We start from the raw sequence: 25,790 nt of genomic DNA on the forward strand, positions 1-25,790 counted from the left end.
AAGTACAAGCATTCTAAGAAATGTTATAAATATTGTTTGTAATATTCAAATTACAACAGTATATTAATTAATAATTATACTAAGTAATTAAATTTAACTTTTAATATCCGTAAAAAAAGAATAAGTAATTTTCAACCCAATGTCATTCTCCTAACTTAATGACACTGGATTGAGATTACTTACCATTTATTTTTCATGTCTATCTGTATATAAATAATATAAATTAGGATCAGGACCTATAATATAAGCATTCTTATCAATATCGGTTAAATCTATTAATTCTTTTCCATTGCAATCATATATAAATCTATCTTGAGCAATTAAATGATTACTAAATGAATTTATATTCCAACTAAAATAGCTATCTATACTCTCATAATCTTTTTTGATTTCTTTTAAAGAAACTTTTAACTCATCAAGATGAGCAATTTCATTTTCATCTTCATCTATGATTTTAAATGATATACTATCTTCATCTTTTAAAGCCACTACATAGCGACTATCATTATCAGTTTCTATTAATAAGCTTATAAAAGTATATTTAGGTGACAAAATAGTTTTACCATCAATATTTTTTAAACCAATTTTACCGTCTTTTTCATATTTAAGCAAAACTTTATTTTTGTTCGAGAAAGATAAGAAATCTTCATTAATATTTAAAGTATAAATCATTTTACCCTCTGTATTAATAATCCATTTTTTATTATCTTTTTTTACTGAGGCATATCCTTGATTACTAAAATAAGTAACATCATCAAAAGTTGCTCCATCAAAAAGTTTATTGCCATTTTTATCAATAAAACGATAATTCTGCAATAAATAATAACTATTCTCATCTATTTGTTCACCTTTACCTAATTTTAAGATTTCATAACCAATAGATGAATTATATTCAAAATTATTATTTGCAAAATAATATTGATTAGGAAAACTAAATGAGTTTTCACTTGTAAATAAGACATTATCTTCTTCGTCTAAACAATAATACATTTCATCATGTATATAACTTTTATTACAAGAAAGTTTTGGATTATCAACTATATTAACATTATAATAATCTGTCTTGTATTTTTCACCAAGATGATTCATTTTCCATAATTCATTAGAATTATCTTGTACTATAACTTCACCATTTTTATTAACACTATATGTTTTCAGACGATATTCAGAAGAATTCTTATTATCGTTTAAAAATATCTCTCCATTACTATTAATTAAATACCATTCATCATAATTATCATCTTTTACCACAATACTGTATTCGTTATTAAATACATCAAACATAGTAGCGTTTTTACCTTCTAATGTAGGCTCAATTACTACTTCGCCATCTAAATTTATAAATCCAATTTTATTTTCACCTTTAATTTTTATAGGTATATACATTTCTTTACTAACAACAGACATATTGTTATTAGAACACCCTACAATCATTAGCATTAAACAAATTGATAATAGTTTTTTCATATTGTTTTCCTTTCTGTTTTATGATATTATAAATTATTCATATTCACTAATTAAATTAATATAAGATTGCTTACTATTATTTAAGTATTTCTCAAAAACGAGAATAAGATATTAAGTTATGCCAGTACAACATACTGTTCAAATGTGCCAATACCTATAACACTAACATGTAGTAAATTTATCATACAAACATTATCATATGTTCTCCTACCAATTAATAATTGTGAAGCAAATTAAATTTTATAACAATCATATAATGATTCTCAATCCATTTTTAAAATTATATTTGTTTCTTTCAAAATTATTCCAGACTGGTCTAAAAATATCTTCATGTTTTGCATTCATTTTGTTCAGTACCTTTAAATGAATATTTAAAAGTATCTCCCTTAACTTTTCTTGTTTTAATAACATAAGAGTCATCTATACTGTAATATGTTTTCCTGATTTCTCTATCAACAGAAACTTTTTATCCTTATTTTAAGTTATCCCTTCGTTCCATGTGTTTTACATAAAAATATTAACATTAAAGTGCAAATATTATTTTATCAATATATAAGTTCGCATTGAAAAAAATGGTGGATATGATAATGTTTTATATTCTACACAAATATTATTGTATATTTCTCCATCAACAGTTAATTGGGAAGCAAAAGAAACACGATAATTTGTATCAGTTTGCCTTTCGAAAAAAAATTCGTTAGGTTTAGAATCCCAGCCGGCAGCTTTAAATACATCTTCATACATCCATTTACTTTGTTCAACTCCCTTTATTGAAAACTTAAATGTGTCACCGTTAACATTGCTGATTTTAGCAACCATTCCTTCACTTATACTGTAATATGTTCCCTCAATTTCTTTATCAACAGAAACTTTTCTATCCATATTTTCAGTTATTCCTTCATTCCAAAAACCATTTTCTGGATTATATTCGTAATTTTTTGTTTCTTCATCTGCAATATGGATAAATTTTGAAATATCTGTATTAATAATTCTATGAACCATTAAAATACCATTATCACCATTTATATCCTGAATGGTAACATTTTTATCTATATAATCACTCCATTGCATAATTTCTTCTGATTGAGGATAATTCGTTATACTAAATTCCACATCGCTCCAATCACAAGCATCCATTTGCCATCCTTGATCATATCTAGTGTAAAAAATATTTGCTATCAAAGAATGAGTTGCATATTGTCCGTTTGCAGTAACATCAATAGTTGCTGTAAATGTTTTATCATCGGTTTTACTTTTATCAATTTTATAATCATTTAAAGTTAAAAAATCTTTATATTCTTTTAATGAAGTTTTCAAATCGTTTTTAATTGAATCATTATCAGGCTGACTAGAATTACCACACCCACTCACTAAAATTAAAACAAACGATAAATATAAAATAATTTTTAAAATTTTTTTCATTCTTTTACCTTCTTTCCCATAATTTTGGTATAATTTCAATTCTTAGTGTATATTTAATAAAAGATACACAAAAATAGACTATAATAATTGTCGTAGAACTTTTTATTCTACGCCTGTCTATTTCAAATGAAATCTATGTTAATTGTCACATTTTATGTGTTATTTTGTCAACGATATATGCATATTTTACCAAAATTGTGTAATTTATTGTAAAGAAAAAATAATAGGGGTCAAGAAAGGAGTCAAGATTATGCCTAGACGTGGTGAAAATATACACAAAAGAAAGGATGGACGTTGGGAAGCTCGTTATATCAAGGGAAGACAATTAAATGGTAAAGCAATTTATGGTTATTTATATGCAAAAACATATCGTGAAGTAAAACAAAAATTAAAAACACAACTATTAAAACATGAATCCCAACAGATTCATACTAGATTTTATTTTAATCAAGTTGTCGAAGAATGGCTTGAATATAAACAACACTTTATTAAAGAATCTACTTATAATAAATACTTTAATTCCTATAGTAATTGTATTCAGGAACAATTCTCACATTATTATATTGATCAAGTTAAAAATGAACTCGTCCAAAAATACATTTTAACTTTATCAAAACAGAAAAACTATCGTACAGAAGAAAACCTTTCTGTTAGTACTTTAAGAATAGTTACCCACATTATTAAATCAACTTTAAGCTATGCAAGTAAACAAAGTTATATTCCATTTTATTCACTTGATATTGAGATACCAACCCATCAAAAGAAAACAGTACAAATACTTTCTAAAGAAGAACAATGCTTGTTAGAAAATTTTATTAAAACAAAAAATGATCGTTATTCTTTAGCTATTCTCATTACTCTATATACAGGTGTTCGTATTGGTGAATTATATGCATTAAAATGGGAAGATATAGATTTTCATACTAAAGTAATTCATATTTATAAAAACATACAAAGAGTACAAAACAAACAAAAGAACTTATCTTTTAAAACTTATTTATCTATAACTGAACCCAAAACGAAAAGTGGTGTTAGGAACATTCCTATCACCACATCTTTATATATAATTTTAAAGAATTATTATACGCATTATCATGAACAACAAAATCATTATATCTTTAGAAATCAAAGTAATAATCCAATGGATCCTCGAAAAATACAAAGTCATTTCACAAAAATTATTAAACAATTAAATATAACTCCTATCACCTTTCATGCCTTAAGACATACCTTTGCGACCCGTTGTATAGAGTTAGGTATGGATATTAAAACATTAAGTGAAATTTTAGGACACTCACATGTATCTACGACTATGTCTATTTATGTTCATTCTACTGACATTCATAAACGGGAACAAATGGAATTATTATCTAAGTTATAGGAGTCAAAATTATAGTCAACTCCCCAATAAACACTTTAATAGGAGAAAAAACGTAGAATAAAAAGTTCTACGATGTTTTTATATCTCTACGTTATATTATATGAATCATAGGAAAAGATGTTCCAAAATGTCTTTTCTTTTTTTCATATTTTCAAAATAAAATCATATTCTTTACCAACCAATGATTGGAGAAAAGAATATAAAATATATATGTGAGATTGAATGTAAAAGTATTATTCTGGATCAAGAAAAAACATAGGAAGCACACTTAAAGACATTTATTGATTATGGTTCTTATTATAAGGCAACCATTGAAGCAAGAGGAAGTTCTCTCACAATTCTTGTTGGAAGAACAGAACATTATAATTGGATTGCCATTCCATATTTAGATGTAGCCACTACCCTTGCAAGTTTTGACGATCTTTTTTGGAATGAAGAACGATTAAGTAGTTTAATTAACCCCGTTGATTCTGCAAGTATTGTATGTACGATTTCTTTTATTAATCAATACAAAGACTTATTAACATCAAAAATATTAACAAAATAAAAAGTTCAAGGAAATTGGAATAAATGCGTAAGCGTTTATGCCGAGAAATACTTGAACTTTTTTTTATTTAAATATACTAGCTATCCAACAAAAGGAACTTTTAAGAAAGTCCTTTTGTTGTTACTAACCCTACTTTTAGTCTTTATTGATTTACATATCATACATATATAGTAGAGGTGATTCCATGAGTAGAAGAAGTACCCCTTTAAAAGCTATTAGTATTAATAAACCAAGTAAGAAAGACGCTAAAAAGAGGATTCAAGAACTCAGTGAGTATTTATCTAAACAATGGTATTCTCCTATTGAAAAACAATCACACAAATGATTGTTTTTCCCTTTAAAATCAAGTGATTACAAAACATTATACCTTTTGCCATTTGGTGGTCCTAATGGTGAACTTGCTGCTTCAACACGTTACATTACACAACGTTATACAATGCCTGATGAAAAAGGAAAAGCATTATTAACCGATATTGGTACTGAAGAACTTGGACATATGGAAATGGTATCAACAATGGTTTATCAATTAACACAGGGAGCAACAATGGAAGAAATTAAAGCTGCTGGTTTACAAAGTTATTATACTGAGCATGGCTGTGCTTTATTCCCTAATGATGCCAATGGTGTTCCATTTAATGCTATGGTCTTTGCATCAACTGGTGATCCTGTTGCTGATTTAGCGGAAGATTGTGCTGCTGAACAGAAAGCCAGAGCCGTTTATGAAAACTTGATGAACCAAACACGTGATCCTGATTTACTTGCTCCATTATCTTTCTTACGACAACGTGAAATTGTTCATTATGAAAGATTTAGAGAACTTTATGAAGAATATGTTCAAAAATATTATCAACCTGATTTTCCTTCAAAATGTTAAAAACCCGAAAAATTCGGGTTTTTACTTTGCTGAAGCATAAGCAATAAATAATCCAATAAGTGCAACAATTGTTGTAAACAAATCACCGACAATCAAACTACGCACACTCATGACAAAAATATCTAAAAAAGAAGTCAACGGTAGACTCACACCTAATTCATGCAATGGAAGATAAATCATAGTCATTTCACCTATAACATAACAAAATACAGTTAAAATGACACTTAATATAGCCATTTGTGATGAATGAATTTGAGAAATTTTTGTCACAGCACTTGAAACAACAATAGCACATACCACATAAAAGAGCGATGAAGTGATATGCAAAGAGTGAATAACAATTCCTAAAACAACCCCAGCCGCAATCGCTGTCAATAGTCCAATCCCAATAACTTTACTCCACTGTGTACTGTCAAGAAATTGATCATTATTAGAACGAAAATACTTTTTTGCTTCCTGTCTTTCTTTATATTCTTTATATTTATCTTGAAATGACATAAAACCCTCCTGTTAATGTATAAGATGTTTTTGATGTTTGATCATCAATAAAATATATGTACAAACAAAACCACCAATAAGTCCAGCTAAATGCCCAGAAAGTGAAATAGATGGTATAATAAAAGAAATTATAAGCATTAAAATAATATTAGGTGCCAACTGCTTAAAAATATCCATATAAATATATTTATAGCGCAGTGCCAATGCTCCTAAAGCACCAATTAATCCAAAAATCACACCACTGATACCTCCACTTACAACATTTGCGCCATAACCAGTGATGAGATAAAATAAATAAGGTAAACCTGTTGTTGTCAAAGCACTAACTAAAATCAAAATCAAATATTTTTTTAAACCCAATGATTTTTCAATAAACAATCCCAGTCCATATAATGAATAACAGTTCACTGCTAAATGAAGAATGCCAAAATGAATAAAGTTTGCGGACAACAAGCGATAATATTCATGCGATAGCTGTATATAAACTGGATTAAATCCACCAAAATACAATCCTTCTAATGCATTCATTTCTTCACCAAACCAAACAAAACTCATTGCATAAACCAATATACATAAACATATTAACGAAATGGTAATAGGAAAACTTTTATATTTCCATAGAAAACGATTTAACATACTATTCATCTAAAAACTCATAGATAGACATCTGATCTATCAGAATTTCTTCTGCCTCCTTTACAACTTCATTCTTTTCAATAATCTGATCAAGTGTTAATAATGATAAAATATCATCATAACTTATTTTAATAGCTCCCATTTCCAATAAACGAATATTTCCACCATAACGACTATCATCTAAAACCATTTGTTTTGTCCAATGATAATGGAAATTTTGAATCGTTGTAAACCAGACAGCCCCACTATTAATATGTGTCGCTGTAATAATTTGAACATCACTCAAACCACACACATAAATATTACGATCCAAAGCATTCGTTACATTAAAATATGCAAATGGATCAACAGCACTCAACAACAATAAACGTCCTTCTTTAATATGTTTTGAATAAGACTTTTTCTTATCAAACATATGATCACTTACAAAACATATAGCTTGACCACCTAAATTTAAAAATGTTTTTAAAGCATAGGCATCTGTCCCCTTTGTCCCATTAGCAACCAGAACTTTTTCTTCATCATAAATCTTTGTCACAATATTTTTTGTATAAGTATTTAATCTTTTTTCAAGTTCCTGTGGTCCTACAACAGATACCATATGATTTTCTGTAATGGATAAATCACCAACATAATAAAGATATAAAGGTGCTCTTTTTTTGAGTTTAGATGTTAATATTTTAGGATAATTATCTTCATATTTCGTTGTGAGAGATATACCTTCATTTTCTAAATTCGCTAAAGCAAAAAGAAGATCATTAATTGTCGTTAAACGTGCTATCATTTTATAGGCAATGTATTCTTCTATTCCCAATATATCAATCAATGTATCTTTATTCATACCAAATAATTTAGATGGCGTTTTTCTTGATGAACTTTTTAATTTTCGTTCAACAGTTAGCCATTCATCCTGTGTTAAAGCAGCAGTATTATCTACAACTAAATCTCCACAAAATAAAAGAACAGCTAAGCTATCTAAATTCAACTGTATTTTCATAAAACCACCTGCACTTTGAAAATATTATACCATAGTTAAACACATCCGTCGATAAAAAAGGTATGATAATCAATCATACCCTTTATAAGAAAATTATTCAATTCCCATTTTTTCTTTAACAGCAGCTTGTGCAGCAGCTAAACGTGCTAATGGTACACGGAATGGAGAACATGAAACATAAGTTAATCCTAATTTATGACAGAATTCAACTGTACTTGCTTCTCCACCATGTTCACCACAGATTCCAAGTTTGATATCTGGGCGTGTTTTCTTACCTTTTTCAATAGCAATTCTCATCAATTCACCAACACCTTCTTGGTCAACTTTAGCGAATGGATCAGATTCAAAGATTTGTTTACTATAGTAATCACCTAAGAATTTAGCAGCATCATCACGGCTGAATCCATAAGTCATCTGAGTTAAGTCATTTGTACCAAAGCTAAAGAATTCAGCTTCTTCAGCAATCTTATCAGCAGTTAAAGCAGCTCTAGGAATTTCAATCATAGTACCTACTTTGTAAGGTAATTCTACACCTGCTTCAGCGATAATCTTATCTGCTGTATCACAAACAATTTTCTTTACATATTTTAATTCATGAACATCTCCAACAAGAGGGATCATGATTTCAGGAACAACATTTTGCCCTTCTCTATTCACTGCAATAGCAGCTTCAATAACAGCTCTTGTTTGCATTTCAGCAATTTCTGGATAAGTTACAGCTAAACGACAACCTCTGTGTCCCATCATTGGGTTGAATTCTTTTAATGATTCAACACGTGCTTTTAAAGCTTCGAAAGTCATTCCTAAGCTTTCAGCAAGTGGTCTGATTTCTTCATCAGTATGAGGTAAGAATTCATGTAAAGGTGGATCCAAGAAACGAATAGTTACTGGATAAATTTCCATAGCTTTAAATAATTCTTTAAAGTCACTTCTTTGATAAGGTAAAATCTTTTCAAGTGCTTCTCGTCTTGCTTCTTCAGTTTCAGCAGTAATCATACGTCTAAAATTGAAAATTCTTTCTTCTTCAAAGAACATATGTTCTGTTCTACAAAGACCAATACCTTCTGCACCAAATTTACGAGCTTGTAAAGCATCTCTAGGTGTATCAGCATTTGTACGAACTTGTAATTTACGTACTTCGTCAGCCCATTCCATGAATGTTTCGAAATCACCACTAATTTCTGGTTCAACAGTTTTAATTTGTTCACCATAAACATTACCAGTGCTTCCGTCTAATGACATATAATCACCTTCATGATATTGTTTACCATCAGGTGTAGTTAAAATTTTGTTTTCTTCGTCAATCTTTAATGAACCACATCCACAAACGCAGCAAGTTCCCATACCTCTGGCAACAACTGCAGCATGTGATGTCATACCACCACGAATTGTCAAGATACCATGAGCAATATTCATACCTTCAATATCTTCAGGTGAAGTTTCAAGACGAACTAATAAGATATCTTGAACACCATTCTTTGATGCTTCAATAACATCTTCAGCAGTAAAATAGATACGACCAGTAGCGGCACCTGGAGAAGCAGCTAAACCAGTAGCTACAACTTGTGCACAACGTAATGATACATCATCAAAGTTTGGATGTAATAATTGATCTAATTGTTTAGGTTCAACTTTTAATAAAGCTTCTTCCTTAGTAATCATACCTTCATTAACAAGATCAACAGCAATCTTTAAAGCAGCAGCAGCTGTTCTTTTACCATTACGTGTTTGAAGCATAAATAATTTACCATCTTCAATTGTAAATTCCATATCTTGCATATCTTTGTAATGATCTTCAAGGATTTTATTAATTTTTACAAATTGATCATAGCAATCTGGCATAACTTCTTTTAATGTATCAATTGTTTGAGGTGTACGAATACCAGCAACAACGTCTTCACCTTGAGCGTTCATTAAGTATTCACCATATAATTTCTTTTCTCCTGTAGCAGGGTTTCTTGTAAAAGCAACACCTGTACCAGAAGTTTCACCACGGTTACCATAAACCATTTCTTGAACGTTAACAGCTGTTCCCCAGCTTCCTGGAATATCATTTAAACGTCTATAAGTAATCGCACGATCATTATTCCATGATCTAAATACAGCTTTAATAGCTTCCATCATTTGTACTTTTGGATCTTGAGGGAAATCTGCTCCAGCATGTTTTTTGTATTCATTTTTATAGATTTCAACAACTTCTTTTAAATCATCAGCTGTTAAATCAGTATCAAATTCAACACCTTTTTCTTCTTTGACTTTATCAAACATATGTTCAAATGAGCTTTTTGGGAATCCCATAACAACATCAGCAAACATTTGAATAAAACGACGATAGCTATCATAAACAAAGCGAGGATTTTGAGTCGCTTCTGTAAATCCTTTAGCTACTTCATCATTCATTCCTAAATTTAAAACTGTATCCATCATACCAGGCATAGAAGCTCTTGCTCCAGAACGTACAGAAACAAGTAATGGATTATGTGCATCTCCCATTGTTTTTCCTGTAATTTTTTCTAGTTCAGCAAGTTTTTCATAAACTTGATCTTCGATTTCTTTAGTAATCACTTTCCCGTCTTCATAATATTTAGTGCAGGCTTCTGTTGTCACAGTAAATCCTTGAGGTACAGGCAAACCAATATTTGTCATTTCTGCTAAGTTAGCACCTTTACCACCAAGTAAGTTACGCATGTCTTTATTTCCTTCACTAAATAAGTAGACATATTTTTTCATATAACTTCCTCCTTTGTTACTACTTTTCATATTATACACTATGTGAGTGCTTACATTCAACAAAAAAATGAGCGAATTTTAAAAAAGTGGAGAATCCAATTTTTAGGTTTCTCCACTCTATCATAAATTCATTTGAACTCATCATTCTTTTTTATTCTTCCTGTGCCAATTCCAGACGTACACGTCTTCCTTTTATTTTTTGATTATAACAATAATCTAATACCTTTTGAGAAGCTTCTGGCGTTAAATTGACAAAACTGAATTTCCTTTTAATTGTAATCTCACCTATATCTTTTTTAGAGATTTGGGCATAACGCAAAAAGAAATCAATAATATCCTTAACATTAACCTTATCCATTGAACCTACACTCATAAAAAGACGTTGCTCATTTTTATGTATATCCTTAATATCCTGATAATTATAACCCACACGTTTTGAATAACACATTGCCAGCAATGCAGCCATTACATCATTTCTCATATGTGCAGGAATATCTTTCACAATTTTCTTGAACGGTTCCAAATTTCCTTTGAGAACAGTATCCTGAACATCAAACAAAAGTTCTTTGATTTTCTGATCAAAAATATCTTCAATCGCCGGTATCTCTAATTTTTCAATATGACTGTTTGTATGCTTTTCAATGGCTTTTAAGAAATTCTTTTCACGAGCTGTCACAATAGAATAAGCTTCACCTTTTTTGTTTGCACGTCCAGTTCTTCCAATACGATGAATATAAAGTTCTTCCTCTTGAGGCAATTCATAATTAATCACATGTGATATATTATCCACATCAATTCCTCTTGCAGCCACATCTGTCGCAACCAGATATTGAATCTGCCCATTTTTAAATCTTCTTAATGTATTCATTCTTTGATTCTGTGATAAATCACCATGCATCGCTTCTACATTATAATGTTTTTGTTGCATAGCAGCAACAACTTCATCAACTGAGCGTTTTGTTTTACAAAAGATAATGGTATTATCCATTTCACGAGAATCTAAAATACGGCATAGAACTTCAAAACGACGATTCACTTTCGTTTCAAAATAATATTGTGAAACAGTTGAGGCTGTCATTGTCTTAGCTTTAATCTGAATATGCTGATAGTCTTCTTTCATGTAGAAACTTGCAATTTTTTTAATATCACTTGGCATCGTTGCTGAAAACAATACGGTATGTCTTTGTTCCGGAACAGTCTGCAAGATTGTTTCAATATCATCAATGAATCCCATATTTAACATTTCATCTGCTTCATCCAAAACAAGCCAGTTGACATGATCTAAACGTAACGCTTTACGACGCATCAAATCCAGCACACGACCCGGTGTTCCCACAACGATGTCCGCTCCTTTTTTTAAAGCACGAATCTGTTTTTCAATTTCACTTCCACCATAAACACTCACAATTGATAAACGTGTATATTTACCAATACGTCTTAATTCTTCGTCAATCTGTAAGGCCAATTCACGTGTTGGCGATAAAATTAACGCCTGAACACCTTGTTGACTTTTTTCAATACATGAAAGCAAAACACTACCAAAAGCCAATGTTTTTCCTGTTCCTGTTTGTGCCTGTCCAATAATATCTTTTCCTTCTAATAAAACAGGTATGGCTTTTTCTTGAATCGGTGAAGGCATCACATATCCCATCATTTCAATTCCCTGTAAAACCAGTTTTGATAATCCTAAATCATAAAAAGTTTTTTGTTGCATATAAACCTCTCTTTCATCTACTCTTACACATTCACCTTCATCCGACAAAATCAAGGTCAATGTCATTCAAAAGAAAAGTCAGGAAAAGATTTTCCCGACCGACTTTCCTAATGGATAATATCATACTCTTTACGAAAACTCAACTCTTTCTTGTATTTTTTTGATGTTGTAAAATATATGGTCTAACTTGTGCCAGAAAATAAAGAGAACCTGTAATAAAGACAACACCTTGATGCAAAAAAGCTTCATCAATCGCTTGATGCCAATCTTTTTGAATTTTAACCGGAAAATCCTCAGCTAGTTTTTCAACCGTCTGCGCACGATAAAAGTCAAATTCACAAACAGTAATATCATTGGTCAACTTAAGCAGACATTCCATCATAGCATGAGTATCTTTATCTTTTAAAGCACTAAAAATAATTTTAATATTTTTGTACTTACAGGCTGATTGATAAAAAGCTTCCATTCCTTCTAGATTATGAGCACCATCAATAATCATCAACGGATGATGACTCACAATTTCAAAGCGTCCTGCCCAGGCAGCTTCTTTTAAACCATCTAACAACTGTTTATCATCAAAAGCCAAATAACCATATTCTTTTAAATATAATAAGATTTCAATTGCTAAAGCACTATTTTGACATTGATAAATGGCACTTGTCTGTAAAGTGATATGATATTGTCGATAATCATATGTCAGATATTCTCCATGATCTTGAATATTTTGAATATCCTGTACTTGAATCAATGGACTATGATGCAACTGACAGATTTCTTTAAAAACATCTAAACAGTCTTGTTTTTTTTCACCTGTAACATAAGGAATCCCCTCTTTAACAATCCCTGCTTTTGTACGAGCAATTTTTTCATAAGTATCACCAAGATATTCAATATGATCCAAACCAATATTTGTATTAGCACAAATCATAGGATAGATGATGTTTGTTGCATCCAATTCGCCACCAAGCCCAACTTCAAAAATCGCAAAATCTACACGATGTCTTATAAAAAACATAATCGCAATAAAAACTTCTATTTCAAACATGGACAATTCATACTGCAACCATAAATCCATATATCTATTCGCATAAATCATCATTTCATCTTCTTGAATATGCTGATTATTAATACGCATAATTTCCAATCTTGTCACAAGTACCGGGGATGTAAAAGTTGCAACCTTATATCCTGCCTTTTGTAATACTGAACGAATATAATTTGTTGTGGACCCCTTCCCATTTGTTCCACCTATATGAATAGATTTTAATAATGTTTGAGGATTACCCATATCTTTCATAAAGCGTTTAAAATTATCTAAAGCGTAAACACGTTGTTTTTGGCTGGCAATAAAATTATGAACCTGCCCATAAGAAGTAAAACGCTTATGAACAGAGTGATGATAAATCCATCGCTTTAAATCTATTTGTTTTTGAAATCCCAAATCTTCATAGACATCATCCCATTGTGTTGAAAATGATACGTATAAATCATCCTGTGTTAATGTCAGACTCATACGAATTAACTTTGAAGCAATCTCTTTTTGATGATCATTTTTTTCAACCCAAAGATAAGCAATCTCTTGAAAATGTGAGATCCCAATAGCCCCAATCAAATCATTTTCAAATGCCCCAATAAAAAATAGATTTTTCTGATAAGAATCCAATAACAAATCTAATGCAATTTGATCATCTATTCCTTTTATAGCTTCTTTAATTTCATGTCCTCTTAATATCCTTAATTCCACTTTATACTCCTTTACAAATAAAAAACAGCCAAAGCTGTTTTTTAAATTTTTTCAAAACGATCAACGTCTACAACAAAAACAGTTGCTCCACCAACAAGTACATCTACCATGATTGGTGTAAAGAATTCTCCCATTTCAGTAGGTGGAACTGTTGGTTCTTTTTCCACACGTTTTCTTGCATGAGCTTTAATAATCTCAAGTGCTGGATCTACCTTATCATCATTTGTTCCAATAAAGAAAGTTGTATTCCCTTTCTTTAAAAAACCACCAGATGTCGCTAACTTTGTTACAAAGAAACCACCTTCAGTTAATGCTGTTTGAACTGAATTACTATCATCATTATTTACAATTGCAATTATGAGTTTCATAGTCTTGCTCCTTTCTTTCTTCTATCTTATCACTTTTTTGAGATAAGTACAATTTTTTTAATTGTCTTCTCACATTTCTCATGTTTTTTCAAAATATATAAACAAAAGTCATTAATAATCAAATATCAGTTAAAAAAGTTTATTTCTTTTTAAACTTTCACATTCTACTTATCACATGCTTTTCTTTTTTAGATATTTTATAGTATAATACGCATGGTGATTTGATGCAAAAGAATATACAAAACAATTTAATAACATGGTACAATAAAAACCATCGTCATTTCCCTTGGCGCGAAACAGCGAATCCTTATTATATCTGGATTAGTGAAATTATGTTACAACAAACAACAACTGAAGCTGTGATTCCTTATTATACACGCTTTATCGAAACATTTGATACAATAGATAAACTAGCTAAAGCATCACTGGAAGATGTCTATAAATTATGGGAAGGACTTGGTTATTATCGTCGTGCCAAGCATATACATGAAACAGCACAATTCATTTGTGAGAACTTTGATGGACAATTTCCTACAACCTACAAAGATATTTTAAATTTAAAAGGGATTGGTCCTTATACTGCTGGAGCCATTTGCTCTATTGCTTATGGCATGTCTACACCAGCTATTGATGGCAACGTTTTAAGAATCATCTCACGATTATATGCCTTAAAAGACAACATAGCTTTAGCAAAAACACAAAAAAAGATTGCACAGATTGTTAGTGAATTACTAATAGGATATGATGCTTCAGCTTTTAATCAGGGATTAATGGATTTAGGGGCAACAATTTGTCGTCCTCTTAATCCTCAATGCCAAAATTGTCCCATTGTTTCTTTCTGTAAAGCAAAGGAAATAGGACAACAAAAAGTATTACCCATCTCTATCAAAAATATAAAACACAAAGAACTGAATTACATAACAGGAATTATCACTTACCAAGATCAGTATCTTATGATTCAAAATCCAGCTGGATTATTGGAAAATTTATATGGCTTTATTCAATATGAATTAGAAAGCCCTTATCGCTTCATAGAAGAATTTGAAAAACAATATCATCTTCCTTTATCACTGGTTTCTTATCACGGACAAGTCAAACATGTTTTTACCCATCGTACTTGGCATATGCATATTTATCATTTTACTCTTTCTCGCCCTTATGATGCGATGTATCATTTAGAAGATATTTCTCAAATTCCTGTTTCTACTGCTCATTTAAAAGTTTTAAAACATTATCTTAAACAAAAATAAAAGTGGTCTTTTTTGATCACTTTTTATTATATGTGTTTATACTATTGAAAAGGACTATATCTTCATATTAAAAATATATCTGTTTTTATAAAATATCAATATTATAAAGATATAAACCAATCAAAGACCCAATTAACGCTCCAACAAGAAGTGCTTTATAATGGATTTGTCTTGTTTGATTTCTCATCAGCCTTTCCCTCCTTTTTTATATAAATATTATAACTGTTAAACCACCGATAATCAACATCACTATTTTTAGATTTGATAGCTTATCATTACATCAAAATATGATTTTTATAGTTTTCTTTGTAAATAAATCATATCTTTCAACTGTACTCCCATTTCGAATATTGGGTGATTATAATAATCAATAAAAAAATTTTCAATCTTATGTGAATACGTAAAACCACATTTTATGTGAATACGTAAAACCACATTTTTTATAAAATGGAATTGTCAAAGGACTGTCGCCAGTTCCCACCTGTAATAAAGAATACTTTTCTTTATATTTTTCAGCGATATAATCAATCAAAATTTTACCATATCCTAAGCCTTGATATTTTGGCAATATAGCAAGATTTTTTATTTCAAGTATTCCATGACCAACATCAACAACAACACATTCTCCTTTGACATAATGGTCCTCTAACACATACATTATTCCTTGATTAATATAACAATCAATCATATCTTCTTGTTCATCTGCCAACAACAATAAAGATAAATACTGTTTTTTATGATCATGGACTTCTCTTCTTATCATTATATTCTTCTCCTCTATGAAACTTATAAAAATGAATAACTTTAAAAATGCTTATACTTCATCATAAATGCATATATATTTTTATAGTGACTTACAATCTCAACCATAATTTCTTCTATGAATATTAACGATCGGAATCAAATCTTCATCATCAAACAAATTCAACAAAGTTTCAGCATTATGTTTTTGTTTAAATTCTAATTCTTCTTGATAAAGAGGAAACAACTGATAAAAATTAATTTTGCCTTTTGTCTTCATTCTTAAATCCAAATCATGCCCCTCTTTATCATAAACATCCACTAACATCATACTACAAAATTGTGTGTTACTTGCATAAGGTGGATTTTCCTCATCAGAAGATACAGTGTGTCCATAGCCAAGCCATGTATGACATTCTATTGGCAAACGTGCTAAAATTTTTAATTGTCTTATAGGCCAATAATCTTCTTCTTGGCTTGAGTTAATATCCCATGTCGCAGGAAGATATAAAACCAGCTCTGCTCTTTCTAACTCATATTGTTTTAATCTATCTGGAACATTCATTTGATAAGCTCCCATACCCATTGTTATTAATTTATAATAAGGTCGTTTGTCTGTTGGTGGAACAATAATAATGTCTAAGTGAATATCTGTTGACACAATTTCATGAAAAACCTCATGAAAATGACCAAATGTTTCTTCAATATATTTTTCATATAAATCCAATTCCTTATCTGTATACAAATACATATGATCTGTTTTTTTCTTTTTTAACTTATCTATTAATCCCATATCACACCATCTCCTTCATACTGATATGTCACCTCTAAAACATGACCATCTGGATCAGTCACACTAAAATAATGGTAAGGTTTATGTACATTGACATACATTATTTGAGAAACTTCCCCAATTCCTAATGACTTCATTCTTTGATATTCACTTTTGAAATCATCAACTTTAAAAGTGAGAATAATCACATCATTTTTTCGTCATCACAAAGAAATATCATCAACAGTTAAAAATAGCAAAAGTTACAATGACATCATTTCACTTTCTAAATTATCTAAAAATCCTATAGCTTTTAAAAATACATCAGCTTCTCCATGAATATTAGCTTCTTTTGTTGCTTCTAAATGATACCATGAATATTCATAATCATGGATAATAATAGGCAAAGCTTTACCAAAATGTTCTACTAAAAAACCTTCTTTTTGAAGTCTTTTCGCAACATTTTTAGCTATACAAACCAACTCATAAAGACCTACTGGACCTTTTCCAATGTAACATCCCTTTTCATCATAATTTGCATTATAATCCTCTTCACCTATATTCTGAATACCATTTTCACTATACCATTTATACAAAGCTTGTGTATATGGATTATCTGCTTCTGTATCGATGATAGATATTTCATCTATAAACCAAAAAGCATAGTTCCATCTTTCTTCATCATAATCGCCTGCCCCATTACACTCACTTTCTGTATTATAACTTATATCCCATATAGGAACATTGTGAAAGTTTTCATATTCAAATGATTCATTAGAATACACAAAAAATGAGATTGCATATATATCTGTCGCTTCCCATTTTAATATTTCAGATTTCACTTTTTCATATAAAATATTTTCAATTTGTATCATTGTCAATTCCTCCTATTTTTAAAATATTATTAATTTGAAATTCCCCATAAAATTCAACTTATAAAAAAAGTTTAAAAAATCATATAATTGAATGTTCACAAATTTTAAAATTATTTTGATCTTTTAAAGATTAAAAAAAGACTATTGTTTAAAGTAAAATCCAACATGATTATTTTTATTTTTTCAGAAGTGAATGATTCAATGTTTCTATTTTATAAATACCTCAACTGCATCCAAAACCATTGAATTGTTTTAAATGAATCTCTTGTTTCTTATATCCATTATAACATATTCATTGCATTTACCTATCATTTTCTTTCTAAATAAAAAACTGTTGAACATCATCAACAGTTTATATCATCATGATTCTTTTCATCATTTTCATAGCGTTCAATAATTCTTTGAACAACCGGATGTCTGACAACATCTAAGGCTGTTAAATATACAAAACGAATACCCTTAACATCCTTTAATATATGCAAAGCTTTCTTTAAACCACTGACAACACCTTTAGGTAAATCGATTTGTGTAATATCACCAGTAATAATCATTTTAGAATGAAAACCTAGTCTTGTTAAAAACATTTTCATTTGTGCATCAGTCGTATTTTGAGCTTCATCTAAAATCACATAAGCGTCTTCTAATGTACGTCCACGCATATAAGCTAATGGAGCAATTTCAATAATCCCTTTTTCAATATAACGCTCTGTTTTTTCCTGCCCAAGCATATCATATAATGCATCATAAAGCGGTCTTAAATATGGGTCTACTTTCTCTTTTAAATCTCCAGGCAAAAATCCTAAGCTTTCACCTGCTTCAACAGCTGGTCTTGTTAAAATAATTTTTTGAACTTCATTATTTTTTAAGGCCTGTACAGCAAAAACAACAGCTAAATATGTTTTTCCAGTTCCTGCCGGTCCTATTCCAAAAACAACATCATTATGTTTTAATGCCTGATAATATTCTTTTTGACCTAGAGTTTTAGGATAAATCAATTTTCCATTTGTTGTGCGTGCAATTTTGATTTGGTAAAGTTCATCAATCATATTTAATTGATGATTTTTAGCCAGATTCAAAGAATACATAATATCTCTTTGACTAATTGTCTTTCCCTGCTTGACAAGTGCCAGTAAAGTACGAATCATATCTTCAACCTGCTGATTCTTTTCTTCTGTATTATCCATAACGATTTCATCACCACGAACAATAAGTTCACATTGCATTGCTTCTTCTAATAAACGTATGTTTTCTTCTTGGCGACCAAAAAGTCTTGATATCTCATCCATCGTGCATGTTTCTAGTTTTAAGATTTTCTTCATTCTTTTCTCCTTTAACTGCAATATCTTCAATCAGTGTATAATGCATCTTTAACGTTATTTTACTACGATTTCTTGTCATTTGTAAAACATTTTCTTTATCAATATGAGCTCCTGCAGGGATTTGACTACGAATCTTTAACAACAATTGATAAAAGACATCTCCTTGATCTTGTTTCAAATCTTTGACACTGGCTTCATATTGATGAAAAGTATAGGCATAAACATGTCCTTCAACAGGAATAATCTTCGTTTTATTTTGAGTAGAAATAATTGTATTTTCAACTAATAAATCTCCCTTTTTGACATAATCATTTTTCTTGACCATAATATTTCCACTTTTCACATCCAATGATTGAATCATTCCATCTTGACTGGCATATAGATTACGATAATCTTCTTTTTTTATATGATCTTGTTTACGTTTTGTATATTCGACATGAAAGACACTTCCTGTCTGATAAATATTCATATATTCTATTTGATTTTTATATAAATCTTTCAATTGTAATAATAAGTCATTTAAATGTTCATAGCTTTGAAGCGGTTTTAAAAAAGTAATATTTTCTTTTTCTAAAGTTTCTTTGATACTTTGATTCACTTGAGGTAATGTTCCATCAATTTGAATATCAAAAATAAGATAAGAACTCATAAATAAACTTATGAAGAAAAAAAGCACACCTATAAAATTTAAGTGTTGTCTTGATAACAAAAAGATATATTTTAATAATCCTTCTGTTTTTATATATTGATAGGGATATGTCCATTTTTTGAAATAATATCTTTGATATACTGGTAAATAAAAATAAAATTGATGATCATGTTTTTGAAAATGAGATAATTGAAGTTTATGATCTCTTGCAAATATTAATAAATGATAAATTAACGATTCATCAATACAATAATAATCATACCCCATTTTCAGCATATTCAATCACTTTCACATATCCACATAAACGTATCTCTTTTTCATCATAATAGGACATCTGTAAATCCTTTCCTCTCACAATCAAATCATAGCCCTGCATTTGAATTTTAAACAGATGACAGTCCATCATTAAAACCTCATGATAATCATAGATACAAATTTTATCTTTATCAATAACCAGCACAATACCACCTCAGTGGAATATATGATATCAAACAAAAAAGAAGAACCAAAAGTTCTTCTTATCTTTGTTTACCTTTATTTTTTCTAGCAGCTTCTGATTTCATTTTACGTTTTAAACCAGGCTTAACATAAAATTCTCTTTTACGAGCTTCTGCAAGGGTACCTGTTCTAGAAACTTGTCTTTTAAAACGACGTAATGCATCATCTAATGATTCATTTTCTCTTACTACAGTTTTTGCCATATTGAACTTCCCCCCTTTACTAATACCAAATACATGCGTTATTATACATTGATAATAACAGAAAATCAAGTTTTTTTATATAATTCACACCTGTTTCTTTTCGTTTTTGTACTTTATTCGTAATTCATCAAAGAAATTCCTGATGAAGTCCCTATACGTGATGCTCCAGCATTAACCATTGCTTCCATATCTTCAAATGTTTTGACACCACCACTGGCTTTAACTTCACAGTGATCACCAACAGTTTGTTTCATTAAAGCTACATCATGAACTGTTGCTCCTCCTGTTGAAAAACCTGTTGACGTTTTTACAAACGTTGCTTTGGCTTTCATAGCCTGTTGACATGCTAAAACTTTTTCTTCATCCGTTAATAAACATGTTTCAATAATCACTTTTACACAATGTCCTTGACTGGCATCCACAACTGCTTGAATATCTTGATAAACTGTATCCATATCTCCAGCTTTTAAAGCACCGATATTGATGACCATATCCACTTCATCAGCTCCTTCTTCAATTGCCATTTTGGCTTCATAAGCTTTCACCTTGGAAGTATTCGCTCCTAGTGGAAATCCAATCACTGTACAAACACGAACATCACTTTCTTTAAGATATTCAGCACAGTATGATACCCATACTGGATTCACACAAACAGATGCAAAGTCATATTGCATTGCCTCATCACATAACTTTGTAATATCATTTTTTGAAGCATTTGCTTTTAATAATGTGTGATCAATCAATTTGTTCCATTTCTTTTCCATTGTCTTCTTCTCCTTTAAAAATTTTATTGATTGCTTCTAAAGCAACATATTTATCTCCAGGATAAGGATCATTACCAATAGCCGAAGCCATAAACTGTTCATGTCCTTTCCCAAGAATCAAAATAATATCATGTCGATTGGCAATTTCAATAGCCTGTTCAATAGCGATGCGACGATCTTCAATAATCACACTGACAGGTTTTTCGATATATTTTTGTATATCCAGACAAATATCTTGAATATCTTCGTCACGATTATCCTCAGCTGTCAAAATCACTTGATCGCAGTATTGATTTGCAAGTTTTCCAATCTTTTGACGCTTATTATAATTCTTCTTTCCCGGTGCTCCAAAGACTGCAATGATACGTCCGTCTTTTTTAACTTGCTGAGCAAACTGAAACACTTTTTCATAACTCTTGACATGTTGACAGTAATCCACAATAACATGAAATGGATAAGGATGTTGTAAAAGCTCCATACGTCCATCTACACCGGAAATATGTTCAACCCTATCAATCACTTGGGAAAGAGGCATTTCTAAAGCCAATAAAGCCGTCATGACAGCTAAAACATTAGAAATATTAAAACGCCCCAAAACACCTACTGATACATGTTTTAATTCATCATGCACCTGTACATCAAACTCACTATGATCAATAAAAACTTCAATGTTTCTCGCCATGATATCCGCTTTATGTTCAATACCATAAGTCAAAATATGGCATTTAATCTGGTCTTTAACCAGATTATAAAAACGGACTTCATCAGTATTTAATATGGCATAACCTTTTTCATCAATCAATGAAAACAGTTTTGCTTTAGATGCCATTAAATTTTCCATTGTTCCATGAAAATCAAGATGTTCTTCATAAACATTGGTAAAAATACCAATATCAAAATGAACACTATCCACTCTTTTTAAAGCCAATCCATGACTGGATACTTCCAATGTGACACCTTTGACATCTTTTTTAACCATATCACTTAAATGTCTTTGTAAAAAAATTGTTTCCGGTGTTGTATAAGGACATTGTTCAATAATCCCGGCATATTCAATATTATTCGTTCCAATATAACCCATTTTTAAAAACTGTGACAAAGCATTTTTAATCATTAAAGCTACAATGGTTTTACCACTTGAACCCGTGACACCAATCACAGTCATCTTATAGCTAGGATGATCATAAAATAAATCTGCCACTCGATTCAATTCATCCAAGACATTATCAACCTTAATATATAAAACATCTTTATGCTTAAAAGTCAAAGGTTTAGAATAAACAATACATTTTGCTCCCTGAAAAATAGCATCTTCAATATATTTATGTCCATCAACACTTAATCCATCAATGCAAAAGAAAATAGAGTCTTTTCCAACATATCGTGAATCACTATGAATAGATTGAACTTTAAAATCCTCATCAACAGGAAATAATTCATTAATTTTTTTCACTTACAACACTTCCTATCAATATCGTATCTTGACATTCTTCAATCAATACATGATATATATGCCCTACAGAATTTAAAGGCAAGTTTGTTTTAACCTTTAAATAATTAGAAGCATGTCCAATCATACTTTCACCATCTGGTTCTTCAATTAAAACCTCTAAAGTTTTTCCAATTTGACTCAAGGCAAATTCATGTTGTAATTGATGGGATAAATCCATCAATGCCTTAACTCTTTGATGTTTTGTTGGACCATCAATCTGATCTTTCATTTTAGCAGCTGGAGTCCCTCGACGAGGAGAATAAGGAAAGACATGCAATTGATTAAAATGCATCTTTTGAATCCATTGATATGTCGTTTGAAAATCTTCTTCTGTTTCACCCGGAAAACCAACAATCACATCTGTAGTAATCGAAAGTGTTGGTAATTTTTCTTTCAGTTCTTGAAGTTTTTGAGCAAATTCATCAGTTGTATAATGACGATTCATTTTCTTAAGGATTTTATCACATCCAGATTGAATAGGAATATGTAAATGATCAACAATAACAGGTGAAGTTGCTATTAAATCAATGATTTCATGTGTAATCTGACTCATTTCAATAGATGAAATACGTAATCTTTTTAATCCTTTAACTTGGGTTGTTAAATCAACTAATAAATCATAAAAGCTATAATCTTCAAAATCTTGACCATACCCAGCTGTATGAATACCTGTTAAGACAATTTCAACAAAACCATGATTAACTAATTTTTGAGCCTGTTGTAAAACACTATCCTTATCTCTTGAACGAATCCTTCCTCTGGCATAAGGAATAATACAATAAGTACAAAAATTATTGCAGCCATCTTGAATCTTTAAAAAAGCACGTGTATTTCTTGTGAATTCATCAATATCCAAATCTTCAAAACGAGATAATGTCATGACATCTTCAACATGGATGACTGTTTGATGAGAGCGTTGATATTCTTCTACAAACTCAACAATACGATTTCTAAACTGTGTTCCTAAAATGACTCCTACACCTTCAATTTGAGCCACTTCCTCACTGGCTACTTGACTATAGCAGCCAACAACACAAACTATTGCCTGAGGATTTTGACGGATGGCTTTACGAATCATCTGGCGTGATTTTGAATCACCAGTATTCGTTACAGTGCAGGTATTAATCACATAAACATCTGCCTTGTCTTTAAAATCAACATTTTCATATCCAGCTTCATGAAACAGCTTTAACATCGCTTCTGATTCATAAGTATTGACTTTACATCCAAGTGTTAAAAAAGCAACTTTTTTCATAAATATCCTTTCTATTTATATTTTTTTATAATTTTCTTATAATTCTTTAAAGAAATATATTCTAAATCTTTGAGTATTTCCAGACAGTCACGATATTGATAATTTTCAATAGCATCTGCAATCTTTTTAACATCTTCTAAATGAGCATCTTTATGAGCATGTTCATCTTGAATAATGACTTTATTCATCAATTCATGATTATCTTTTTTAAAGATATAAATGGTTTTCAATGGATCAAAATATAAACAAATGTGACGTTGATCTTCATAGACATTTTGTAAAGATGTAAATGCTGTACGAAAAATATGATAACCATACATATCTATCGGTGTTTGTAGATTAACTTGAAAATTTTGAATATATTCACGATGCTGTTTTAAAAGCAACATCTGATAATCATGCGTATAGCGTTGATTCACAAATGGTTCCAGATAAGGAATATAAATCGTCACCTGACTTTGTGAGTCAACAAAATGTGGTGCTTCTTTTAAAACATCAGCAATATCATTATTAAACATCTTCTGTTTTTCATCATAGTTTAAATAATCCAACAAATCATAATGCTGATTTAAAAAAGCTTCATAAATATTTTCAATTTTATTTTTTGTGAGTAACCCACGATAAATAATCTCATATGAAAACAAATCAAAGTCTGTTTTGATCTTTGATGATAATCCCATCTTTTCTAAAAACGAACGATGGTTTTCAATATCTAGATATAATTGAGTCTGTGAAAGAGGAATATGAACTCCAATCTTATTTAAACTTTCTATAAATCCCATGACGACATCAACTCCCTACTAAAACCAATCACACTTAACATATACAATGGTGCTGTTTCACTACGTAAAATTCTTTTCCCTAAGGCACATGTTTCAAATCCAGCCGCTTTCATCACAGCAATCTCACTTTCATCAAAACCACCCTCCGGTCCAACAACAATCGTCAATGTCTGATAATCTTTTTGTAGTGCTTTTGCAAATGTTTGATGTTCTCCTTGACGACTTTCTTCTTCGTAAGCCACCAGATTGATGTCACTAACATAATCTTGTAAATGAGATAATGTTATTAATGAAGTCAATTCTGGTATTTTTTGACGACAGGACTGCTCGCTGGCTTCTTTTAAGATACGTAAATAACGTTCTCTTTTTTTATCAAAAGTTTTCGCATCTGTTTTAATAATACTACGCTTGGATAAAAAAGGAACAATTCTTGTGACTCCTAATTCAGTTGCTTTTTGTAGTACCCATTCAAATTTATCATTTTTTGGTAATCCATAAATTAAAGTCACTTGAACATCCAATTCATTATTTTCCAACAATTCTTCTTTTTGTCTAAGAATTCCTTTATCAATATTTACGATTTCATATATGTAAACATGCTGATCTGGTAAAATACAAATTACCTGATCACCTGAACGATAACGCATCACACGTTGCATATGTTTATGATTATAAGAATCAATATGTATATATGACCCCTCTATGTTTTTGGCATCTATAAAATATCTTTGCATAACTTCCTCCTTTCGCTATTCTAACACATTTTATTGAATATAAAAAGAAAAAAAGATTAGTAAAGTCAATCCTTAAAG

The 25,790-nt window shown here is 30.3% G+C and carries 26 protein-coding genes; 4 read left to right on the plus strand and 22 right to left on the minus strand.

What is annotated here, in order from left to right; translation table 11 throughout:
- Positions 1 to 186: 186 nt before the first annotated feature.
- On the minus strand, positions 187 to 1,467 hold the full coding sequence (locus tag ACGHJ8_RS07605) for a WG repeat-containing protein (protein ID WP_390539654.1): 1,281 nt from the start codon (positions 1,465 to 1,467) through the stop codon (positions 187 to 189).
- A gap of 537 nt (positions 1,468 to 2,004) precedes the next feature.
- On the minus strand, positions 2,005 to 2,889 hold the full coding sequence (locus tag ACGHJ8_RS07610) for a hypothetical protein (protein WP_390539656.1): 885 nt from the start codon (positions 2,887 to 2,889) through the stop codon (positions 2,005 to 2,007).
- A 250-nt stretch (positions 2,890 to 3,139) separates the two neighbouring features.
- Between ACGHJ8_RS07610 and ACGHJ8_RS07615 the strand changes: the two genes are divergently transcribed.
- The 3 genes from ACGHJ8_RS07615 to ACGHJ8_RS07625 all read left to right on the plus strand — a co-directional run bounded on the left by ACGHJ8_RS07615 (position 3,140) and on the right by ACGHJ8_RS07625 (position 5,691).
- Positions 3,140 to 4,270, plus strand: a complete 1,131-nt coding sequence (locus ACGHJ8_RS07615; protein ID WP_390539658.1) for a tyrosine-type recombinase/integrase — start codon at positions 3,140 to 3,142, stop codon at positions 4,268 to 4,270.
- 731 nt (positions 4,271 to 5,001) lie between these two features.
- Positions 5,002 to 5,142: a hypothetical protein gene (locus ACGHJ8_RS07620; RefSeq protein ID WP_390539660.1), complete on the plus strand. Its 141-nt coding sequence runs from the start codon at positions 5,002 to 5,004 to the stop codon at positions 5,140 to 5,142.
- Between the two features lie 45 nt (positions 5,143 to 5,187).
- Positions 5,188 to 5,691, plus strand: coding sequence for a manganese catalase family protein (locus ACGHJ8_RS07625; protein ID WP_283092208.1), 504 nt, complete (start codon positions 5,188 to 5,190; stop codon positions 5,689 to 5,691).
- 21 nt (positions 5,692 to 5,712) lie between these two features.
- Here ACGHJ8_RS07625 and ACGHJ8_RS07630 read toward each other — a convergent pair whose 3' ends face one another.
- From ACGHJ8_RS07630 to ACGHJ8_RS07660, 7 genes are all read right to left on the minus strand, one after another.
- Complete coding sequence (locus ACGHJ8_RS07630; RefSeq protein ID WP_087357505.1) at positions 5,713 to 6,189, minus strand: hypothetical protein; 477 nt, start codon at positions 6,187 to 6,189, stop codon at positions 5,713 to 5,715.
- Between the two features lie 12 nt (positions 6,190 to 6,201).
- Positions 6,202 to 6,834 carry a rhomboid family intramembrane serine protease gene (locus ACGHJ8_RS07635; protein ID WP_211964264.1) on the minus strand — a complete coding sequence of 211 codons (633 nt, stop codon included), beginning with the start codon at positions 6,832 to 6,834 and terminating at the stop codon, positions 6,202 to 6,204.
- Positions 6,827 to 7,822 carry a DNA-processing protein DprA gene (locus ACGHJ8_RS07640; RefSeq protein WP_205088818.1) on the minus strand — a complete coding sequence of 332 codons (996 nt, stop codon included), beginning with the start codon at positions 7,820 to 7,822 and terminating at the stop codon, positions 6,827 to 6,829. The genes ACGHJ8_RS07635 and ACGHJ8_RS07640 overlap by 8 nt, the downstream gene beginning before the upstream one ends.
- Before the next feature lie 93 nt (positions 7,823 to 7,915).
- Positions 7,916 to 10,552, minus strand: coding sequence for a pyruvate, phosphate dikinase (gene ppdK, locus ACGHJ8_RS07645; RefSeq protein ID WP_390539663.1), 2,637 nt, complete (start codon positions 10,550 to 10,552; stop codon positions 7,916 to 7,918).
- A gap of 151 nt (positions 10,553 to 10,703) precedes the next feature.
- Positions 10,704 to 12,266 (minus strand): DEAD/DEAH box helicase, encoded by a 1,563-nt coding sequence (locus tag ACGHJ8_RS07650; RefSeq protein ID WP_390539665.1) that lies wholly within the window; start codon positions 12,264 to 12,266, stop codon positions 10,704 to 10,706.
- A 139-nt stretch (positions 12,267 to 12,405) separates the two neighbouring features.
- Complete coding sequence (locus ACGHJ8_RS07655; RefSeq protein ID WP_390539667.1) at positions 12,406 to 14,010, minus strand: bifunctional folylpolyglutamate synthase/dihydrofolate synthase; 1,605 nt, start codon at positions 14,008 to 14,010, stop codon at positions 12,406 to 12,408.
- 41 nt (positions 14,011 to 14,051) lie between these two features.
- Positions 14,052 to 14,378 carry a cyclic-di-AMP receptor gene (locus ACGHJ8_RS07660; RefSeq protein WP_087357510.1) on the minus strand — a complete coding sequence of 109 codons (327 nt, stop codon included), beginning with the start codon at positions 14,376 to 14,378 and terminating at the stop codon, positions 14,052 to 14,054.
- Between the two features lie 224 nt (positions 14,379 to 14,602).
- Between ACGHJ8_RS07660 and mutY the strand changes: the two genes are divergently transcribed.
- The gene (mutY, locus tag ACGHJ8_RS07665; RefSeq protein ID WP_390539669.1) at positions 14,603 to 15,628 is read left to right on the plus strand and encodes an A/G-specific adenine glycosylase; all 1,026 of its coding nucleotides are present in this window, start codon (positions 14,603 to 14,605) and stop codon (positions 15,626 to 15,628) included.
- 388 nt (positions 15,629 to 16,016) lie between these two features.
- Here the strand turns inward: mutY and ACGHJ8_RS07670 are convergent, their stop codons facing one another.
- The 13 genes from ACGHJ8_RS07670 to ACGHJ8_RS07730 all read right to left on the minus strand — a co-directional run bounded on the left by ACGHJ8_RS07670 (position 16,017) and on the right by ACGHJ8_RS07730 (position 25,712).
- Positions 16,017 to 16,391, minus strand: a complete 375-nt coding sequence (locus ACGHJ8_RS07670) for a GNAT family N-acetyltransferase (protein ID WP_390539671.1) — start codon at positions 16,389 to 16,391, stop codon at positions 16,017 to 16,019.
- A gap of 99 nt (positions 16,392 to 16,490) precedes the next feature.
- The gene (locus ACGHJ8_RS07675) at positions 16,491 to 17,162 is read right to left on the minus strand and encodes a suppressor of fused domain protein (protein ID WP_390539673.1); all 672 of its coding nucleotides are present in this window, start codon (positions 17,160 to 17,162) and stop codon (positions 16,491 to 16,493) included.
- Positions 17,153 to 17,350, minus strand: coding sequence for a VOC family protein (locus ACGHJ8_RS07680; protein ID WP_390539675.1), 198 nt, complete (start codon positions 17,348 to 17,350; stop codon positions 17,153 to 17,155). The genes ACGHJ8_RS07675 and ACGHJ8_RS07680 overlap by 10 nt, the downstream gene beginning before the upstream one ends.
- A 54-nt stretch (positions 17,351 to 17,404) precedes the next feature.
- On the minus strand, positions 17,405 to 18,016 hold the full coding sequence (locus ACGHJ8_RS07685; protein WP_205088826.1) for a hypothetical protein: 612 nt from the start codon (positions 18,014 to 18,016) through the stop codon (positions 17,405 to 17,407).
- Positions 18,017 to 18,360: 344 nt separating this feature from the next.
- A complete protein-coding gene (locus ACGHJ8_RS07690; protein WP_087357518.1) occupies positions 18,361 to 19,335 on the minus strand; it encodes a PhoH family protein in 975 nt (324 codons plus the stop codon).
- Positions 19,295 to 20,260, minus strand: a complete 966-nt coding sequence (locus tag ACGHJ8_RS07695; RefSeq protein ID WP_390539677.1) for a sporulation protein YqfD — start codon at positions 20,258 to 20,260, stop codon at positions 19,295 to 19,297. The genes ACGHJ8_RS07690 and ACGHJ8_RS07695 overlap by 41 nt, the downstream gene beginning before the upstream one ends.
- A complete protein-coding gene (locus tag ACGHJ8_RS07700; RefSeq protein ID WP_087357520.1) occupies positions 20,241 to 20,444 on the minus strand; it encodes a YabP/YqfC family sporulation protein in 204 nt (67 codons plus the stop codon). The genes ACGHJ8_RS07695 and ACGHJ8_RS07700 overlap by 20 nt, the downstream gene beginning before the upstream one ends.
- A 58-nt stretch (positions 20,445 to 20,502) precedes the next feature.
- Positions 20,503 to 20,685, minus strand: coding sequence for a 30S ribosomal protein S21 (gene rpsU / locus ACGHJ8_RS07705; protein ID WP_087245930.1), 183 nt, complete (start codon positions 20,683 to 20,685; stop codon positions 20,503 to 20,505).
- 113 nt (positions 20,686 to 20,798) lie between these two features.
- Entirely contained in the window at positions 20,799 to 21,449 is a 651-nt protein-coding gene (gene deoC / locus ACGHJ8_RS07710) for a deoxyribose-phosphate aldolase (RefSeq protein WP_211964240.1), read from the minus strand.
- A complete protein-coding gene (locus tag ACGHJ8_RS07715; protein WP_087357527.1) occupies positions 21,421 to 22,902 on the minus strand; it encodes a UDP-N-acetylmuramoyl-L-alanyl-D-glutamate--2,6-diaminopimelate ligase in 1,482 nt (493 codons plus the stop codon). The genes deoC and ACGHJ8_RS07715 overlap by 29 nt, the downstream gene beginning before the upstream one ends.
- On the minus strand, positions 22,889 to 24,196 hold the full coding sequence (gene mtaB, locus ACGHJ8_RS07720; RefSeq protein ID WP_390539680.1) for a tRNA (N(6)-L-threonylcarbamoyladenosine(37)-C(2))-methylthiotransferase MtaB: 1,308 nt from the start codon (positions 24,194 to 24,196) through the stop codon (positions 22,889 to 22,891). The genes ACGHJ8_RS07715 and mtaB overlap by 14 nt, the downstream gene beginning before the upstream one ends.
- A gap of 11 nt (positions 24,197 to 24,207) precedes the next feature.
- A complete protein-coding gene (locus ACGHJ8_RS07725; protein WP_390539682.1) occupies positions 24,208 to 24,978 on the minus strand; it encodes a hypothetical protein in 771 nt (256 codons plus the stop codon).
- The gene (locus tag ACGHJ8_RS07730; protein ID WP_390539684.1) at positions 24,966 to 25,712 is read right to left on the minus strand and encodes an RsmE family RNA methyltransferase; all 747 of its coding nucleotides are present in this window, start codon (positions 25,710 to 25,712) and stop codon (positions 24,966 to 24,968) included. Before ACGHJ8_RS07730 ends, ACGHJ8_RS07725 begins: the two co-directional genes overlap by 13 nt.
- Positions 25,713 to 25,790: the final 78 nt, after the last annotated feature.

The sequence above is a fragment of the Massiliimicrobium timonense genome, from assembly GCF_042850985.1.
Taxonomy (GTDB): domain Bacteria; phylum Bacillota_I; class Bacilli_A; order Erysipelotrichales; family Coprobacillaceae; genus Allocoprobacillus.

What these genes read in the sequence shown, in the direction of transcription:
- ACGHJ8_RS07605 (WP_390539654.1), bottom strand. Translation starts at nt 1,467, where the DNA reads ATGAAAAAACTATTATCAATTTGTTTAATGCTAATGATTGTAGGGTGT.
- ACGHJ8_RS07610 (WP_390539656.1), bottom strand. Translation starts at nt 2,889, where the DNA reads ATGAAAAAAATTTTAAAAATTATTTTATATTTATCGTTTGTTTTAATT.
- ACGHJ8_RS07615 (WP_390539658.1), top strand. Translation starts at nt 3,140, where the DNA reads ATGCCTAGACGTGGTGAAAATATACACAAAAGAAAGGATGGACGTTGG.
- ACGHJ8_RS07620 (WP_390539660.1), top strand. Translation starts at nt 5,002, where the DNA reads ATGAGTAGAAGAAGTACCCCTTTAAAAGCTATTAGTATTAATAAACCA.
- ACGHJ8_RS07630 (WP_087357505.1), bottom strand. Translation starts at nt 6,189, where the DNA reads ATGTCATTTCAAGATAAATATAAAGAATATAAAGAAAGACAGGAAGCA.
- ACGHJ8_RS07635 (WP_211964264.1), bottom strand. Translation starts at nt 6,834, where the DNA reads ATGAATAGTATGTTAAATCGTTTTCTATGGAAATATAAAAGTTTTCCT.
- ACGHJ8_RS07640 (WP_205088818.1), bottom strand. Translation starts at nt 7,822, where the DNA reads ATGAAAATACAGTTGAATTTAGATAGCTTAGCTGTTCTTTTATTTTGT.
- ppdK (WP_390539663.1), bottom strand. Translation starts at nt 10,552, where the DNA reads ATGAAAAAATATGTCTACTTATTTAGTGAAGGAAATAAAGACATGCGT.
- ACGHJ8_RS07650 (WP_390539665.1), bottom strand. Translation starts at nt 12,266, where the DNA reads ATGCAACAAAAAACTTTTTATGATTTAGGATTATCAAAACTGGTTTTA.
- ACGHJ8_RS07660 (WP_087357510.1), bottom strand. Translation starts at nt 14,378, where the DNA reads ATGAAACTCATAATTGCAATTGTAAATAATGATGATAGTAATTCAGTT.
- mutY (WP_390539669.1), top strand. Translation starts at nt 14,603, where the DNA reads ATGCAAAAGAATATACAAAACAATTTAATAACATGGTACAATAAAAAC.
- ACGHJ8_RS07670 (WP_390539671.1), bottom strand. Translation starts at nt 16,391, where the DNA reads ATGATAAGAAGAGAAGTCCATGATCATAAAAAACAGTATTTATCTTTA.
- ACGHJ8_RS07675 (WP_390539673.1), bottom strand. Translation starts at nt 17,162, where the DNA reads ATGGGATTAATAGATAAGTTAAAAAAGAAAAAAACAGATCATATGTAT.
- ACGHJ8_RS07685 (WP_205088826.1), bottom strand. Translation starts at nt 18,016, where the DNA reads ATGATACAAATTGAAAATATTTTATATGAAAAAGTGAAATCTGAAATA.
- ACGHJ8_RS07690 (WP_087357518.1), bottom strand. Translation starts at nt 19,335, where the DNA reads ATGAAGAAAATCTTAAAACTAGAAACATGCACGATGGATGAGATATCA.
- ACGHJ8_RS07695 (WP_390539677.1), bottom strand. Translation starts at nt 20,260, where the DNA reads ATGCTGAAAATGGGGTATGATTATTATTGTATTGATGAATCGTTAATT.
- rpsU (WP_087245930.1), bottom strand. Translation starts at nt 20,685, where the DNA reads ATGGCAAAAACTGTAGTAAGAGAAAATGAATCATTAGATGATGCATTA.
- deoC (WP_211964240.1), bottom strand. Translation starts at nt 21,449, where the DNA reads ATGGAAAAGAAATGGAACAAATTGATTGATCACACATTATTAAAAGCA.
- mtaB (WP_390539680.1), bottom strand. Translation starts at nt 24,196, where the DNA reads ATGAAAAAAGTTGCTTTTTTAACACTTGGATGTAAAGTCAATACTTAT.
- ACGHJ8_RS07725 (WP_390539682.1), bottom strand. Translation starts at nt 24,978, where the DNA reads ATGGGATTTATAGAAAGTTTAAATAAGATTGGAGTTCATATTCCTCTT.
- ACGHJ8_RS07730 (WP_390539684.1), bottom strand. Translation starts at nt 25,712, where the DNA reads ATGCAAAGATATTTTATAGATGCCAAAAACATAGAGGGGTCATATATA.